Genomic DNA, 16,535 nt, shown 5'->3' with positions numbered 1-16,535 from the left:
TTTTATCTTTTTTTGAGCCCTTATCCCGAACTGGGGTTGATATTAACTTTCTTGATCCTAACCTAATATCTTTTACCAGCAAAGGAAGAACACGAGCTCTTGAAATTAAAAATAGTACTATTCAATCTCGTAGATTGCGTTAATGTAGGTTGAGTTGACGGAAGGAACCCAACTGTATCATATTCATCAAAACCAACCTTTAATCTAAACATTAAATCACTTACAATCTGTAGATTGGGCGGCGCTTGCGACCTCCAACGTCATGACGTAAAATAAATCGTCAACTATTACTTGCAGATTAACATGTAATATCGCAGACGCTATTAGCAAGTCGTGAGCTAAATTTTAATCGTTTTTTGTTTTTGTTTTTGTTTTTAAATAGGTACATTCCTTGAGTCCGATTAATGAATTGCCTAATAACATAGCAACGTGACTACCTATCCACAGCCAATACCCTGCAACATACCTTGTAATTATACTGCTATGTCCTGCCTCATTAATAACTACCTTATCAAACATTAAGAATGACACTGCAATTAAAGTAGATAATAAGCTCAATAAAAAAGACGCTTTACGGTGCTTAATAAATAACCATGCTGAAATTAATAACGGATTAGCAAACCAAACAAGCGTCTCATTACCCCCAATAAACATTCCAAATATGCCAAAAATAAAAGCCATCATTGAATGCATACAACCTTCGGCAGTACAGTATGCTTCTTGATTTAACGCCAAAAGCATCAAACCAATAGATACACCGAGCGTTATTTTTACTAAAGTACTAACTTTCATTAACTATCCCAAGAACAATTAGCTCATAAATTAATAAAAATTGCGACACTCGAAAATACAATAAGGTCGCGTTGTTTAGATAAACTCCCTCTCAACATTCATCACCCGCGCATCTACCGTCCGTTCTATCTTTTCCTCAATTTGGCTGCATTGCGACTCCACCTCACGTTTAGACAGCCCAACGATCACAAACGTCCATTCGCTGGCATCATGCCGATCACCCTCACCGCTCTCACAGACCGCGACGCTTGGCGTATTGCCAAATGAGTACAGCTTGCCACACCTAGCCCTTAAGACATAAGATAACCATCAAATCAGCCACTTGTACATATCCTTTTGCAAAAAAAAGATAAGTCGTTTGACTTACCTTTTGTGGTAACATTTACTTTTTTGAATACTTACTGAGTTATTTACGTTTAATAGTTCTAGTAGTAGTGGCGTTAGTAGTTACTCCAGTAGTTGCCTTAGCAGGTGCTTTAGCCGCCGCTTGATAGACTGGCATAACTTCAGGTAACAGGGCCTGAATTTTAGCGATACGCTGCCCAGAGTTTGGATGCGTAGACATCAAAGTAACTATCGCATTGCTACGACCATTGGCGGCCTCCATTTTTTGCCATACTGCAATTGCAGCTTCTGGATTGTAGCCTGCCTGTGCCATCAAACGTAAACCACCAGCATCGGCTTGTGATTCTTGACTACGAGAAAACGGCTTATCAAGGCCGTAGTCACTAATTAAACTCATTGCCTCAGCATTTAGTCCTGTTTTTTCCTGTATCGCAGCACCACCTAATTGAAGCGCTAAGCCGGTCAGAATTTTTTGCCCAGCATCTTTTTTACTGTGCTCAGATAATGCATGGGTCATTTCGTGTCCCATGATCGCAGCAATCTCTGCATCTGTTAACTTCAACTTTTCTACAATACCGGTGTAAAAAGCCATTTTACCGCCAGGCATTGCCCAAGCGTTTAATTCAGGTGAACGTATAACGGTAACTTGCCAGTCAAAAGGGACACCTGTTGTATTAGCACGAACGGCATAAGGCTTCATACGATTGAAGACATTTTTAACTCGAATAGCAGTGGCAGAAGTATTATCTACTGCGCCTTGACCATTAGCTTTAGAAACCACTTGAGAGTAACTTTTAGCCGCATTAGTATTTAACGTAGCAGTATCGTACCCTGCCATATCAGCTACAGTGGTACAACCTACTAAAATTGTAATAGTAGTCAAAACTAAAGCACTTTTTATTTTATTAACAGTTTTCATTAAACGTCCTAATTGGAAAATACAGGCAAATGAAATAACTAAATTAAAGTCCATAAAGTGCGCAAGTTGAGGAATTCATTATCTATCCTCATATCTTGTACGACCTTAATTAATAGCAATATATAACTATGCATGTAACTGAGCTGTAAGTAATGTTTCTAAATTAATGAAAGAGATTATCATATCAAAGAACAAATGTCTATCAGTGAGTTAAACTATAGTTAGTTTTTCGAAAGTCGTAATCTCTACTTAAGCTATATTCGAAGCATCCAACTGTATTCTTTTAATCATGGCAACTGCTTAGTTAGACTGTTGAGATAAGTTTTACCTAAACAAACTCCCTCTCAACATTCATCACCCGCGCATCTACCGTCCGCTCTATTTTTTCCTCGATTTGGCTGCATTGCGACTCCACCTCACGTTTAGACAGCCCAACGATCACAAACTTCCATTCGCTGGCATCATGCCGATCACGCTCGCCGCTCTCACAGACCGCGACGCTTGGCGTATTGCCAAAGCGTGCATGCAAGCCGCCCATCCGTTGACGTTTTTCTTTGAGTGAGCTACAGCCAGGTAACGCGAAAGTCAGGGTTAAGATAACGATATGCATGAGTTTTCCTTATTAAAACCAGTCACACTTCATGGTATCATCAAGCATACTTTTTGTAGGGTTAAAAAGGCTAATATTTACCCTTCTTCCTATAAATGCCAATTTCACAACCTTGCTAATAAAAACCAAATTAAGAGACATTACAATGACCAAACATTATGATTATATTTCCATTGGCGGCGGTAGCGGCGGCATTGCATCAATCAACCGCGCAGCGAGCTATGGCAAAAAATGCGCCATTATCGAAGCCAACCAATTGGGCGGCACCTGCGTCAACTTAGGCTGCGTACCCAAAAAGGTCATGTGGTACGGCGCGCAAGTGGCCGAAGCCATCGAAAAATATGCGCCCGATTATGGCTTTGACGTTGAGGTCAAAGGTTTTGACTTTCAAAAACTGGTCCATAGCCGCCAACAATATATCGAAAACATTCACCGCTCTTATGATAATAATCTGGCGAAAAATGGCGTTGAAGTGATAAAAGGCTTTGCTACATTTGTCGATACCAATACCGTCGAGGTCAATGGCGAGCTGATTACCGCCGACCATATCTTAATCGCGACAGGCGGTCATCCGATTCTCCCTGACATCAAAGGCGCAGAATACGGCATCGATTCTGATGGCTTTTTTGCGTTAAATGAAATGCCAAAACGGGTTGCTATCGTTGGCGCTGGCTATATCGCTGTCGAAATCGCAGGCGTGCTCAATAGCCTCGGTGCTGAGGTGCATCAGTATGTGCGTCAACATTCGCCGCTGCGCTCATTTGACCATACTATCGTTGAAACCTTGCTGATAGAGATGGAGCAAGACGGTATCCAGTTGCATACCAATACCACACTCACTGAGATTCATAAAAATGAGGATGGTAGCCTGACGTTATGTACCGCAGATGGTAGCCTTGATACGGTAGATTGCTTGATTTGGGCAATTGGTCGTGCGCCCTCAACCGACAATATCAACTTGCAGGTAACCGGCGTTGAGACCACCGAATTTGGCAAAATCAAAGTTGATAAATTTCAAAATACCAATGTCAAAGGTATTTATGCGGTCGGCGATATCATCGAAAACAGCATTGATTTGACGCCAGTGGCTATCGCTGCCGGACGCAGGCTTTCAGAGCGCTTATTTAACTATAAAACCAATGAGCATCTCAGTTATGATTTGATACCGACGGTCATCTTTACCCACCCTGCTATCGGCACCATTGGCTTGTCTGAAATTGATGCTGTTGAGCAGCATGGCAAAGAAAATATCAAATGCTATAAATCGACCTTTACCTCTATGTATAGTGCGGTGACTCAACATCGTCAAAAGTGTGTGATGAAACTGGTGTGCTTGGGTGAAGAAGAAAAAGTGATTGGCTTACACGGCATTGGCTACGGCGTCGATGAGATGATTCAGGGCTTTGCGGTAGCGATAAAAATGGGCGCGACGAAAGCTGACTTTGATAACACGGTTGCCATTCATCCGACAGGCTCAGAAGAATTTGTGACCATGCGCTAGTTTTTATGGACCAGATAATATAAGTAAAAGGCTACCTTTAACGAGGTAGCCTTTTTTATTAGCCGTCATTAAGGCATTTTCCATATAAATCTTCATTTATCAAAGATTATTAAAGCCATTAATTATTCAGCGTCCATTCTCCCTTGGCATGATAAACGTTAAATATGGTTTTATTAGTTCGGCTATTTCCCGCAATTGTCTGGGTGATATCAGCGGTACAGCTAAAAGTACGGTTATCCTTGACGCGGTTACAGTCGATATTCTCGACGCGCTCAAGCGTTGGCATCATGCGCTCCATCAAACTGCTTATATCTTGCGCCATTTTGTCATTGTCAGCGTTCGCTTTGGCAGCCTGCATTATCTTGATACCTTCTTGATATTGCGCTGCAATCAAGCGCTCAACCGTACTGTCAGGAGGTGCTTTAGAGTAGGTAACAAAAAATAGTGTAAAGAGGATGATTAACGCCAATTTTTTAAACTTTCCCACCTTGACCTCCTGTTATGCTGATAGCGTTTTTCAAACGTAAGAGGCAGATAATTCAGACAGCACAATCACGATACTGCTATGATGCGTTTAATAATCACCGTTGCGAGATGCTTGTGTGGCAGATGTATTTTTCTATATTACCGATTGGTCTTGGCATCATGACCTTGGTCGCAAGTCTAATCGGCTTGTTTGCTTATTTGATGTCCAATGATAATGCCACGCGCCTGCTCGGTTTTAATTGGTTTAAGCGCTTAATTATAGTGGCATTTCTCCTATTGAGTGTCGGATTGTTTATGACTTTTGGCAGTTTTTGGGCTTAATGGCTTTGGCGTTAATTGCTCTGGGTTTCATTGGTTTGAGGTTAACGGCTTTAGCTTTAAAAACACTAATTAACTTATCATTAGCTTACAAGTTTTTCTAATTCCAATAACTCTAAATCTTGGCGTTTAGGTTCGCCATTATTGCCATCGACGGGAAACGGCATGCTATTGCCATTTAACTGATAACCGCGGCGCTGGTAATACGCCAAGAGCTCTGGTCGATGACTTAAAATAGACATCGTTAAACGCGCGGGATTTTGTGCAGACGCCTGAATATTTGATTGTAAATGCCGCTGCGCAAATGTCTCAGCTGCCTGCAATATCTGATGACCGACGCCATGCCCTTGCAGCTCAGGCAAGACGGCAAACATACCGATATAAGCTTTTTGATTACCAGCACGCTGATTTGTAGTAACTTCGTCTTTTATATCGACCGCGATACAGCCTAATAGCTCACCCGTTTCTTTGACATCACGCTCGCCCGTCGTGGTTTTTGGATAAATAAAAACGTAATGTTTTGGGTCATTAATGACAGCCAATAGCTCGTCCTTGGTGGTGCGAATACCGCCGACCAAATCTGCTTCATTGGTCCAGCCTGCCGCTTGCCGATAGCAGCGATTGAGCAATTGCTCGAGCGCGTCGATATCACTTACTTCAGCTTGACGTAAAAATACGGTTGTTTTGTTTAAGGCTTCTTTATTAATGTGGTCTTTATTCATAGCATCGGTTTTCCTTTTCCGTTCATAGCTTATAAGTCATATAAAAAGCTGGCTCGGATAACCAAGCCAGCCTTTATAATAATACGTATCCGTTTTTACTACTAGCGCGATAACACATGAGCTTGCGCGATAATATCAAACCCAGCATTGATTTGCGCGCGCGTTGGCGCGTGACCTCGGCGTAGTAGCTCGCCAAAGGCAGCCATTTCTTTATCATGACCAACCCCACTAGCAGCACTGGCTCGCGTGTTCTCGCCTTCATCATCAAAATAAAACTCGATATAATTGAACAGCTGTAGATCGCCTCGCAAAATACTATGATCAGTCGTGGCTGCATGACCGCTATAGCGCATACTTTTGTCACATTGCATCGTCCAAAAAAACGGCACACGCTCGGCGTTGTCATTGACATCGTCTGCTCCCACTATCGCTGCCGCGGTTACAAGGCCGTGCTGTAGCGCCACGCGCCAATGCTCAATGCGCAGTCGTCCCATTTGATTAGGCGCTTTGGCAATATCGCCGAGTGCATAAACACCGTCGCGCAGCTGCAGATGATTATCAACTTGCACGCCATCAGGATCATTGACGTCGCTGAGTACATCCGTTCGCGGTGACACGCCCGTACCAAGAATGACCATATCAGCGTCTATGCGATCGCCACTGGCAAGGGTCACACCGCTCACCCCTTTATCATCGCCATTGATTTTGCCGACTGAAGCATTAAGGACAAAGGTCACACCTCGGTCTTGGTGACGGTTAATGAGCGCAGCGCTGACCGACTCTGAAATGATATGATTCATGACACGAGACTCTCGACCTATCACGGTAACGCTAGCAACACGACCTGCTTTTGCAAGCGCTGAGGCGACCTCCATTCCGATAAATCCGGTGCCAACGATGATCACACGCTTATCCACGCTTGCTGCTTTGATCGCTTTGGCATCGTCTAAACTGCGAAGGGTATAGACGCCGTTTTGCTGAGCCCCCTCAATCGGTGGAATGACTGGCTCAGCGCCCGTCGCCACGACTAAAAAGTCAGGGCGGATGGTCTCATTATCGCCCGTATCTTTTTTGACGGTCAGGACGTTTTCATTGGGCCTCACCTCGCTGACAGTGGTTTTTAACTGCAAGTTTATATTGTGATTTTCTGCCCAGTCACTGCCGCCGAGCATGAGTTTTTTCTCATCTGCATCACCTGACAAAAAGGCTTTGGACAATAATGTTCTATCATAAGGGGCTTTGTCATCTTCGCTAATGATGGTGATTTTGCCGCCATAGCCGAGCTTACGAAGGCGGTGCGCGGTCATAAATCCAGCCGCGCCACTACCTACGATCACGGTATGAGTGTCGTCAAGTTTGTCATTGATGGTACTGTGATCTATAGTTTTGCTGGTATTGACACTCAAGCTGTCGCCATTGTCAGTAAGCTGATACTGGGTTAAGCCGTCAGCGGCAACCGGCTCTAATAATGAGCCGTCCGTGCTATCAAACGTTCCATGATGCCAAGGACAAATCACTCGATTGCCACAGCGCACACCAGCGCCCAAATCAGCCCCAGCGTGAGGGCACTTTCCATCGAAAGCGTAGAACATATTATCATCGCGGGTGACTAAAATGATGCTGTCATCGTCTTGCTTGAACGATTTCATGCCGCCATTAGGGATATCGGCTTTATCGATCGTGACGGTTTTGATAGTTGAGCTGGTCATAGTTATCCTTAACGGTTATTATTAAAATTTATTATTTCCTGCTGCAAACGTATTTTTTATCGGCATTTTAAATAAAATATTAACGCCCAAAATACGTGATTAAAAAACCAGATGTCTTGCCAGATACTTTGATACTAGCAAGACCCATTGCCAGACGCCATTTTTTTATATACTGACTGCGTTGCAAAACGTAAACTTACCTTTATTCCCTCTTTAACGTTTTGCTCTTACCACTTTTTATCAATACAAAAGATACCTTTTATGACTTCTCAAGACGATTTTGCTAACGACTCATTTAATAACGATTCTCCTAATAACAAACCTTTGACTGATAAAACCTTTGATATCTCAAATATCGATATTACCGCCGCCACTGATACATCCAAATTACCACAGCCGACGCAGTCGCCTTTAAAACAAGCGACCTATAAAGCCCATGCCACAGATTTTGTGGTCAATGAGATATTGCCGCTCGACTTTACAGGCGAAGGTGAACACTTATGGCTGCATATCGAAAAGCTCGGTATGAATACCGCCTATCTAGCTAAACTGCTGTCCGAGTGGGCAGAAATTCCACTGCGTGATGTCGGTTACTCGGGACTAAAAGACCGTCATGCGCTGACGACACAGTGGTTTAGCCTGCGCCTACCAAAAAAGCAATTACCTGAGTCTGAATTTGCTCCAGTAGATATTGGCGCCAATGAATCGCTCACCATCCTTGCGCAGGAGTGGCATAATAAAAAACTCAATCGTGGTACGCATAGAGCCAATCAATTTATCATTACCTTGCGTGACATCCAGTTTGCGGGCACAGAGACGACGCCGTCTAACAAAAGCAACAAGGATACCGTCGAGCAGCATTTGGCCCATATCAGCATAACGGGCGTGCCCAATTATTTTGGTCCGCAGCGCTTTGGCCGTCACGGTAATAATGTTAGAGAAGCATTGGCGTTATTTGCGCGTCCAGCGCCAGAAAGTCGTCCGCAACCCAAAAAAGGCAAACGTAAACAGGCGCCGCGTGAGCAAAACAGTATGGAATTATCAGCGGCGCGCAGCTTGATATTTAATGAGATATTAGCAGCGCGGGTGCGTGATGGTAGCTGGAATACGGGGCTTACCGGTGAAGTGTTTAATTTGGATGGCTCAGGTTCAATATTTGCCAGCGAAGTAATGGACGACACTTTGCAAGCGCGACTTGCCAGCGGTGATATTCATCCAACGGCAGTATTATGGGGCGTGGGTAATGATAAAGTCAGTGGCGCAGCAGCCACTATCGAAAATATTATCGTACAGAAAAGTCCATTGTTAAGTCAGTTGGCAGCAGGCTTAGAGCAGCGCGATATCAAAGCACAACGACGCGCGCTAAGATTACCGATTGAAGAATTAAGCTGGAAATGGCAGGACGCAGATGATGGGCTGAGCTTGGTACTCAGTTTTACTTTAACGACCGGCAGCTTTGCAACCAGTGTACTTTCAAGCTTAGTACAGAATTTAAGCACTTCATCTGGCGTTAGTTAACGATTAGCTAGTCGCATAAAGGACAGCGATCTTGTCTGTTTCTGCCGCGAGCATATGGTTGGCACTGACCACCTGATTACGCCCGCGGTCTTTTGCCTCATACAAGGCTTTATCGGCGATACAAATTAAGCGCTGACAAATATCGCTGGGCAGTTGGGCTTGCACTATTTCTTTAGCAGCGCGCTTTCTTCTCTGCGAAATCCTTTTTTGTGCATGGGTCTGTTGTGCGCCTGCTTGGTTTGAGCTGTGCGAGCCACGCTCTTGTCTACGCTCTCCTTGCCTACGGTTTTTGCGCGCTTCTGTCAGCGCTTGCGTATTTTCTTCTAGCGCTAAAGCTTTATACTCATTTTGAATACGCGCACGCTCTTCATGCGTCAGAGTATAAACCCCTAAACTGGCGGTGATATAAAAATCGACATTATCATCGCTCTTGATGACTTGTTGGGCGATATCTTTGCGTAGCTGTTTAGCAATAGTCATCGCGCCCTCGTGCGTGGTATCTGGCAGCACGATTAAAAACTCTTCGCCGCCATAACGACTGACAATCACCTCTTCTGATAACGATTTTAATAGCGTTTGGGCAACCTCAGACAAAACTTGGTCGCCGACATCGTGTCCATAGTTATCATTGATATTTTTAAACCAATCTAAGTCCAATAAAATCACGCTAAAATCTTGTTTATCGTCCATCGCTAGCAGTGCTTGCTGCATTTGCGTCAAACCGTAGCGCCGACTTTTTAGTTGGGTCAATTCGTCTTGATTGGCATACTGCATGATTTCAGCTTTACTATTATCCAATATCAACAGCAGGGTGCGAAACATATAGATGATAAAAATCGCCTTTGGCAGCGCCATATAAATATGAGTGGTACGCCAAAAAAATGCCGAAGAAGAGCGCAGTTGATTAAATGTATCCCAGCTGAGCGTGCCATTTTGAAAAATTGCAGCAGAAATGGCGTTTTCGATTGCCGCCGTTTCACTAAAGGTAAGATAGCTATAAGTATCTAAGGGAAAAGAAGTGATGGTCATTTGACGCAGATTGGGAATGGTAAAACCAAAATAAGGAATTAAGGTGACCAAGAAGATCAAAGCAATGTGAGCCAAAAAGGCTTTCCATACATAGCGCCGCCGTATCAGCATCATCCCAAGCATCGCCCCACCAACCAGCGAAACCCCAGCGACCAAACTGCTATGACCCATGACTAAAATTACCACTGCAATATAAAGGCTATAAAGCGTGATCATAACCGCTTGCCATTTATATAACGAGCTTGTGTCTGTCCTAATCGGCGATGTGCGGCTGACCATCCAAAAAAAGAACACTAGCATCAGCGTCACCCCAGTCCATAAAGGATAGAGCAGACCCATATCTACATAGGAGCCATAAAGATCTTGGCGCCACCAAACAAACGCGCACCATAACCAATGTGAGGTGACTTCTATTAACACAAACAGCGCCAGCAGTGAGGCCCTATCAGCCGCTTGCCACTCGAAAATCACTCGCGAGAGCTTTCTATAGCCTAGATGAGATATCGATACAGCCATAATGGGCTACCGCAGATAGTGAAAGTTATTGAGCCAAACCAAACATGAAAATAAACAGCATGACTTATATTAGACCTAAACTGACGCATTTAGTGTGGCAATTTTTCCTTTAATTATCAATCGGTTTTAATCGATTTACCCGTCAATATCTAAAGTTTTATTTTAGCGTATCTATTAAGCTTAAGAATAACCTGTTTTGGACTAAGCCAATGCCGCAAATGACTGCCAAACACCTTGCTGTTCAGGATTAAGGTTTGGTACGTCGCCCAAACGTCGCCACGGCATATTACTTCCATGAAAGTCACTGCCAATAGAGGCCGCAAGCTGATGTTCAGCGATACTGCGATCGACCATTCTTCGGGTACTAATCGGTTCGCTATTTGAAGGTAACTCACAAGCATCACCGCCAAGCTCGGCAAATTCTTCGATCAGTTTACGTACGCGGGTGGCAGATAGCTGATAGCGCGTTGGGTGCGCGAGTACCGCCTTGCCGCCGCAAGCGTGGATCAGCTCGATGCCGCGCTGCATGGTTAATGCTTCAATCGCCACGTAAGCGGGCTTATTATCGGCCAGATATTTATCAAAGGCTTTTTGCACGGTTTTTACCGCATCGCGCTCAAACAACACTTGCCCAATATGCGCACGCCCTACCGCTTGTGGATTGCCGCCTGCTTTATCGAGCACCGCTTGCCATAGCTCGGTATAATCAATATCTAGCAGCTCGCTAAGCTTTTCAGTGATACGCTGACCGCGCGTGGCACGGCTGTCTTGCAATTGCTGCAACGTCGCATGCATTTTATCAAAGTCGGTGAAATCAAGTCCCAACACATGGATAATTTTATTGGTGGATTTATTTTTGCCATAGCCGCCGCTAAGTGTATGCTCGCAGCTAATCTCAACCCCATTGATTAATTGTATATCATAGGCCGCTGCCGCCGCGCGTGCCTCGTCAATACCCATCAAGGTATCATGATCGGTCAGCGCCAGTACATGAATGCCAGCGTTGTGCGCGCGCTGTACTACCTCGGTCGGCGCATAGGTACCATCAGAGCATGTACTGTGGCAATGTAAGTCGATTTTCATAAAGCTGGCCTTAAGATATTGAGGGTGTTGAAAGTGTTGTGCATATAGATATGCTGTCATTACTGACTATATTATCAGTAAAAAAGACGAAATGCGGCGAAGATAACGCATGAAGGCAGATCATAACGGATGATTATCCTGTTACTTGCTTTTTTTTGCAGCAGTAGACGTGTAAACTACCCCATACGTTTTTTGTTGGACATCCTATTTGCTATGAAAGCCTTATTAGACTTCATTCCGTTGATCGCGTTTTTTATTGCTGCGCGTTACAGTGGCATTTTAGCGGCGGCAGGCGCCTTGCTCGTGGCCACTATCATCATTTATGCCATCCATTTTGTGCGTCAAAAAGGCAAATTTGATAAGCAGCAATGGGTCGTTTTATTATTAACCATCGTCTTTTGCGGTGGGACGCTGCTATTGCGTGACGACATCTACTTACGCTGGAAGTCGCCTATCATCAACGGTATCTTCGCGGTAACACTATTGGTCAGTGCCATCATCAATAAGCCATTGATGCAATTGGCGATGAAAGAAGTGTTTTCACTGACCTTGAGTGGCTGGAAAAAACTGACCGTCGCTTGGGCACTGTTTTTTGCCTTTATGGGTATTTTGCATTATATCACGGCATTTACGATGTCTGATGAGGCTTGGATTAACTTTAAAACTTACGGCTGGATTCCGATTATGTTGGTATTCGTAATTGCGCAATTTGCCGTATTAAAGAACCATCTCAATCCAGCGTTAACCGATAAAACCACTAAATAGAAGCTAGTTCAATCATAATATAAGACTTAAAAATATAATGAGACATATCATCATTGTTTTTTATTGTCGTTATTAGCGCTTTATTCATATTATTTACTTGAGGAAGTCCCATGTCCTTATTTGCTATTATCGGCCACGATGTTGCTGGCAGCAGCGCCCAACGTCAGGTGACGCGCGCCGAACACGTTGCCCGCCTGCAAGTATTACAAAGCGAGCAGCGACTTATTATCGCAGGTCCAACGCCCATCGAACACGGTAAAAGCGAGATGTCAGGCAGCTTGATTATTGCTGACTTTGACTCCCTTGATGCCGCGCAAGCATGGGCAAGCGCTGAGCCTTATTTGCGTGATGGCGTCTATAGCCATGTAGATATCAAGCCGTTCGTGCAGACCTTGCCTGCGCCTACTGACAGTGCCGCAGTTACATCATCAGACAAGCCAGCAAATAAGGTAACAGCATCGTGATTCAGCAGTTATTATTAAATGGTTCTGTTTCTCATCATGTTTTTAATCATGTTACTAAGCCCGCTTTTGGTTTCGTTACTAATGTTAGCGTTGCAAGCTTATTATTACTTGCCAGTCTATCAGCACAAGCAGCACCAACTGTGACCAATGCTGATCCTGTGGCAGGAACTGCTCCGCTAGCGCCTAACGCTGTATTAGCGCCCAATACTGTTAATCAACTAGCGTTTCCAAATACTGCCTCAAATACGGTGTCTACTACAGCGCCGAACCCAGCTACCAATGCTCAGCCTGCTACCAATATTAGCGACACTTTAGCGGCGCAGCTACAACCATCAACTAAAGCGCTCTCTGAAGCCAATCAAGAATTGCTTAGCCGTAATGCCCAGCTTCAGCGTCAAGTCAATGACTTACAAACACAAGTAAACGTTTTGGTTTATGAAAGCAAAGGTCAGTTGTTTTTATACGGCGCATTTACGGTGTTAATGAGCTTATTGGTTGGGATATTTATTTCGTGGTTGGTGTTTGTGCGCCGCGAGCGCTGGTAGTAAATCCTCTATAAATGTGATGCTTTATGTCCAAATTTGTGTCTAAACCTCAGTCTAAATCAGCTATATCTAAGCCTACCTCTCCTGCCACTTATAAAAAAGCCACCAAGCCCCCTAAAAAACCTGCGCCGCCAGATGTGATTACCCCTGCTAATATTACATGGCAAACCGATGATGCTGGCAATCAAGTGCCAGTATCAGGGGAGTTTGGCGATGTGTATTTCTCGCACGCTGATGGCTTAGCAGAATCTCGCCATGTATTTTTAGCCCATAATCAATTACCCGAGCGCCTAGCAAACCTTGCTGATAAGCAATGCTTTACGATTGCTGAATTGGGCTTTGGGACGGGCTTGAATTTTTTAGCGACATGGCAGCTTTGGCGACAGCTTCGTACGCAGCAGCCGCAGTTAACAAGCGCGCGCTTACACTTTATCACTACCGAAAAATACCCCATACCGCTTAACGACTTAACGCAGATACTCGCTTTATGGGCACAGCGCGCGCCCGAACTTGCCGAATTGATTAAAGAGCTTTTAGCAAACTACCCACCGCTGATTGCTGGCTGTCATCGACTAAATTTTATTGACGATAATATCACGCTTGATATTTGGTTGGGCGATGCGGGCGATGGTTTGGCAAGTCTGGCTACTTTTAATAGCCTAGCTACTTTAAATACTGAGACCGCTATCAAGCGCCCTTATATTGATGCTTGGTTTTTAGATGGTTTCGCGCCTTCTTGTAATGAAAGCTTGTGGGCAGAGTCGATATTTACCCAGATGCAGCGCTTATCTCGCACTGGCACCACTGCCGCTACTTATAGCTGTGCTGGTATCGTCAAACGCGGCTTGCAAGCGCATGGCTTTAGCATTAAAAAGGTAAAAGGCTTTGGACGCAAGCGTGAAATGTTAACGGCAGCGATGGCGGACAATGATGAGTCCTTACCTGATTCTTTAGCACTAAATAACGATAACAATGTTTGCGTTTTGTCACACCCTCATGACCATACTCCTAATCATACAGTGGTTATTGGCGCAGGCGTTGCGGGACTACTTACGGCTTGGACGCTAGCCAATCGCGGTATGACTGTGTCGATAGTAGATAAAGTCGCGCCGCTTGCTGGCGCCTCTGGCAATCCGCGCGCCCTCCTCGCACCAAATATGACGCCCATTCATCATGTTTATGAGCACTTGCACTCTATCGGCTATCTCTATAGCGGCAGGCTGTACCGTTATTTTAATCAGCAAGCAGAACTGCAGCAAACGCCGCTCATACTTGAGCAAACAGGCGCGTTAGACTTGCTAATCAAAACCAATATCGGCCCTGTGCAAATTGCCGATTATCCCAATGAAATGGCAACCACGGTTACGATTGAAGAGGCGCGGCAATTAAGCGGCTTAAAAACTAAAGACTTAACGGACAATTTATATTTACCAAAATCTGGATTGGTCAATCCACAAGCGCTAAAAACGCTCATCCTTAAGCACTCAAATATCAATTATCAGCAGCTTAGCGTTACCGATATCAAAGAAACTGCAGATAAAGTGACGGTGATTGGTGATAAAGAAAGCAGCAGTGATAATAGTCAAAGCTCTGTCACTATCTGCGCTGATAATGTCGTTATTTGCGCCGCCTATGAGAGTCATCAATTAGACAAACGTATCGTTGAGTGCCGTACTATTCGCGGGCAATTATCTTGGTTTACGCCCACTGACGAGCAGGTAGCTGGTCTGCCTAAATTACCGCTCAAATATAGTGGTTATTGCGCGCCCTTTATCGGACAAAGCGGCGATGCTAAGATAAATAACATTCGCGACAATGAGCCGCAGTTTTTATTGGGTGCCAGCTTTGTAGATGCTGACGCCAGCATTGATATCCGTGAAGAAGAAAATCAGCAAAATTACGAAAAATTGCTTGAGGATATTCCTGAATTAAGCGATATATTGCCAGACGATACCAGCGCATGGCAAGCACGCGCCGGTGTGCGCACGCAAACGATTGACTACCATCCCTTGGTCGGACAACTTGCGCAAAGCCGCCGCATTTGGGCGCTCTCCGCGATGGGTGCAAAGGGTTATGCTTTAGCACCGATATGCGCTGAAGCATTAGCAGATATGATGCTCGGCTGCTTTACCCCTTTATCGGCTATTATGTTAGGGCGGCTATCACCTAATCGGGCGCGATTGCATAAAGCGTAAAAGGTAATAATTTAACGTTACGCTAGGGCGTGTCCTCATTTTAAAAATGGTGAGAAAAATGAGATAAATTGTAGCCAAACAAGGAAAATAGTGCAGTTAATATCGGGATATTACCCAGCTATTTGACGAAGTTTGGCAAAATTTAGCCATTTTTAGACCTTTTAGATGTCCATCGATTGAATTGAGGACACGCCCTAACCTTTATCAATATTTATACGGATGCTGTTTTATAAAAATGCTCTCAAAGCCAAGGCATGTATTTATAACAGTATAGAAGCAGGCTTAAAGAATAATGCTAGACTAGCCTTAAAGTTTAAAACACTTAAATAACGATGATAAATGGATAGCTATCTATTATGAAAACCGATATTTTTACCTTAGTGAAATCAAAACCCTCCTTTAAAGCAATTTCTATTGCGTTCTTAAGCCTATCACTGCTAAATGCTTGCCAAAAGACGCCAGAACCTGAAACCGTTAATGAAACTGCTGAAGCAACCACCCAAACGACGCCAGTAAGCTCTAATATTAATGCACCGAAAGTTGCTGAAACAAAGCCAAGCGCTACTGATTCGGCAGCCACTTTAGAGCAAGATACAAGCTTAAATGAAACAGAAAACGAGCTTAGCGCAGCGGATACCTCAACAAATAGTGCTGCGATAATGCCCAATCCAGAACAAGCCATCAAAGGCGCGCAAATCACTGATGTCAATTATCGCAGTGCCAGCGGTGAGACGTTATTTGTCATCTTTGAAACCTCAGAAAAAGGCGTACTTAACGCTATCGTCACCTTGCCAAATAAACCAAAAATGACCTTGAGTGCGCCAGAAGGCCAAGGCAATAACCCTACTTATCGCTCAAACGATGGCAGTATTCAGCTGGTCAGTCATGGCGGTGGTAGCAGCATTGATCTTATTCAAAACAATAAAACAACGAGCTTTGAGGCCATGAGTGTAGAAGCAGAAGTCATTACCGAATAATGTTATCAATAAGAGTTTGGCTTAAAACCTGTCGAAAATAA

Annotated in this window: 17 protein-coding genes; 8 read left to right on the top strand and 9 right to left on the bottom strand. The window is 44.2% G+C overall.

The features are described from left to right. Window positions 1-345: 345 nt before the first annotated feature. From CXF58_RS06035 to CXF58_RS06020, 4 genes are all read right to left on the bottom strand, one after another. Window positions 346-792 (bottom strand): hypothetical protein, encoded by a 447-nt coding sequence (locus CXF58_RS06035; protein WP_102076890.1) that lies wholly within the window; start codon window positions 790-792, stop codon window positions 346-348. 75 nt (window positions 793-867) lie between these two features. Then, window positions 868-1,065 (bottom strand): DUF503 family protein, encoded by a 198-nt coding sequence (locus CXF58_RS06030; RefSeq protein ID WP_227678683.1) that lies wholly within the window; start codon window positions 1,063-1,065, stop codon window positions 868-870. A 133-nt stretch (window positions 1,066-1,198) separates the two neighbouring features. Beyond that, window positions 1,199-2,056, bottom strand: a complete 858-nt coding sequence (locus CXF58_RS06025) for a M48 family metallopeptidase (RefSeq protein WP_102076889.1) — start codon at window positions 2,054-2,056, stop codon at window positions 1,199-1,201. A gap of 328 nt (window positions 2,057-2,384) precedes the next feature. Then, entirely contained in the window at window positions 2,385-2,666 is a 282-nt protein-coding gene (locus CXF58_RS06020; protein ID WP_102076888.1) for a DUF503 domain-containing protein, read from the bottom strand. Window positions 2,667-2,811: 145 nt separating this feature from the next. Between CXF58_RS06020 and gorA the strand changes: the two genes are divergently transcribed. Further along, a complete protein-coding gene (gene gorA / locus CXF58_RS06015) occupies window positions 2,812-4,167 on the top strand; it encodes a glutathione-disulfide reductase (RefSeq protein WP_102076887.1) in 1,356 nt (451 codons plus the stop codon). Window positions 4,168-4,285: 118 nt separating this feature from the next. On the opposite strand, the gene CXF58_RS06010 is transcribed toward gorA, so the two are convergent. Beyond that, a complete protein-coding gene (locus tag CXF58_RS06010; protein WP_227678609.1) occupies window positions 4,286-4,654 on the bottom strand; it encodes a DUF4333 domain-containing protein in 369 nt (122 codons plus the stop codon). Between the two features lie 107 nt (window positions 4,655-4,761). Between CXF58_RS06010 and CXF58_RS06005 the strand changes: the two genes are divergently transcribed. Continuing rightward, complete coding sequence (locus CXF58_RS06005) at window positions 4,762-4,974, top strand: hypothetical protein (protein WP_102076886.1); 213 nt, start codon at window positions 4,762-4,764, stop codon at window positions 4,972-4,974. A gap of 80 nt (window positions 4,975-5,054) precedes the next feature. On the opposite strand, the gene CXF58_RS06000 is transcribed toward CXF58_RS06005, so the two are convergent. Then, the gene (locus tag CXF58_RS06000) at window positions 5,055-5,693 is read right to left on the bottom strand and encodes a GNAT family N-acetyltransferase (protein ID WP_102076885.1); all 639 of its coding nucleotides are present in this window, start codon (window positions 5,691-5,693) and stop codon (window positions 5,055-5,057) included. A 101-nt stretch (window positions 5,694-5,794) separates the two neighbouring features. After that, window positions 5,795-7,402 (bottom strand): FAD-dependent oxidoreductase, encoded by a 1,608-nt coding sequence (locus CXF58_RS05995; protein ID WP_102076884.1) that lies wholly within the window; start codon window positions 7,400-7,402, stop codon window positions 5,795-5,797. 261 nt (window positions 7,403-7,663) lie between these two features. Between CXF58_RS05995 and truD the strand changes: the two genes are divergently transcribed. Then, on the top strand, window positions 7,664-8,920 hold the full coding sequence (gene truD, locus CXF58_RS05990) for a tRNA pseudouridine(13) synthase TruD (protein ID WP_102076883.1): 1,257 nt from the start codon (window positions 7,664-7,666) through the stop codon (window positions 8,918-8,920). A gap of 3 nt (window positions 8,921-8,923) precedes the next feature. Here truD and CXF58_RS05985 read toward each other — a convergent pair whose 3' ends face one another. Together CXF58_RS05985 and CXF58_RS05980 are read right to left on the bottom strand one after the other, a co-directional pair. Then, complete coding sequence (locus CXF58_RS05985; RefSeq protein ID WP_068403921.1) at window positions 8,924-10,465, bottom strand: GGDEF domain-containing protein; 1,542 nt, start codon at window positions 10,463-10,465, stop codon at window positions 8,924-8,926. A gap of 201 nt (window positions 10,466-10,666) precedes the next feature. Then, on the bottom strand, window positions 10,667-11,548 hold the full coding sequence (locus CXF58_RS05980) for a PHP domain-containing protein (RefSeq protein WP_102076882.1): 882 nt from the start codon (window positions 11,546-11,548) through the stop codon (window positions 10,667-10,669). A gap of 213 nt (window positions 11,549-11,761) precedes the next feature. Between CXF58_RS05980 and ispZ the strand changes: the two genes are divergently transcribed. The 5 genes from ispZ (at window position 11,762) to CXF58_RS05955 (ending at window position 16,494) form a co-directional block, all read left to right on the top strand. Continuing rightward, window positions 11,762-12,313: a septation protein IspZ gene (gene ispZ / locus CXF58_RS05975; RefSeq protein ID WP_068403925.1), complete on the top strand. Its 552-nt coding sequence runs from the start codon at window positions 11,762-11,764 to the stop codon at window positions 12,311-12,313. 110 nt (window positions 12,314-12,423) lie between these two features. After that, on the top strand, window positions 12,424-12,777 hold the full coding sequence (locus CXF58_RS05970; RefSeq protein ID WP_068403927.1) for a YciI family protein: 354 nt from the start codon (window positions 12,424-12,426) through the stop codon (window positions 12,775-12,777). Beyond that, complete coding sequence (locus CXF58_RS05965) at window positions 12,774-13,322, top strand: SH3 domain-containing protein (RefSeq protein ID WP_068403929.1); 549 nt, start codon at window positions 12,774-12,776, stop codon at window positions 13,320-13,322. The genes CXF58_RS05970 and CXF58_RS05965 overlap by 4 nt, the downstream gene beginning before the upstream one ends. A 26-nt stretch (window positions 13,323-13,348) precedes the next feature. Continuing rightward, on the top strand, window positions 13,349-15,517 hold the full coding sequence (gene mnmD / locus CXF58_RS05960) for a tRNA (5-methylaminomethyl-2-thiouridine)(34)-methyltransferase MnmC2 (RefSeq protein WP_102076881.1): 2,169 nt from the start codon (window positions 13,349-13,351) through the stop codon (window positions 15,515-15,517). A gap of 356 nt (window positions 15,518-15,873) precedes the next feature. Further along, window positions 15,874-16,494 (top strand): hypothetical protein, encoded by a 621-nt coding sequence (locus CXF58_RS05955; RefSeq protein WP_068403931.1) that lies wholly within the window; start codon window positions 15,874-15,876, stop codon window positions 16,492-16,494. The last annotated feature ends 41 nt before the right edge of the window (window positions 16,495-16,535 follow it).

It is taken from the genome of Psychrobacter sp. Sarcosine-02u-2 (genome assembly GCF_002836335.1).
Taxonomy (GTDB): domain Bacteria; phylum Pseudomonadota; class Gammaproteobacteria; order Pseudomonadales; family Moraxellaceae; genus Psychrobacter; species Psychrobacter faecalis.
This window is presented reverse-complemented; position numbering and strand designations above follow the sequence as displayed.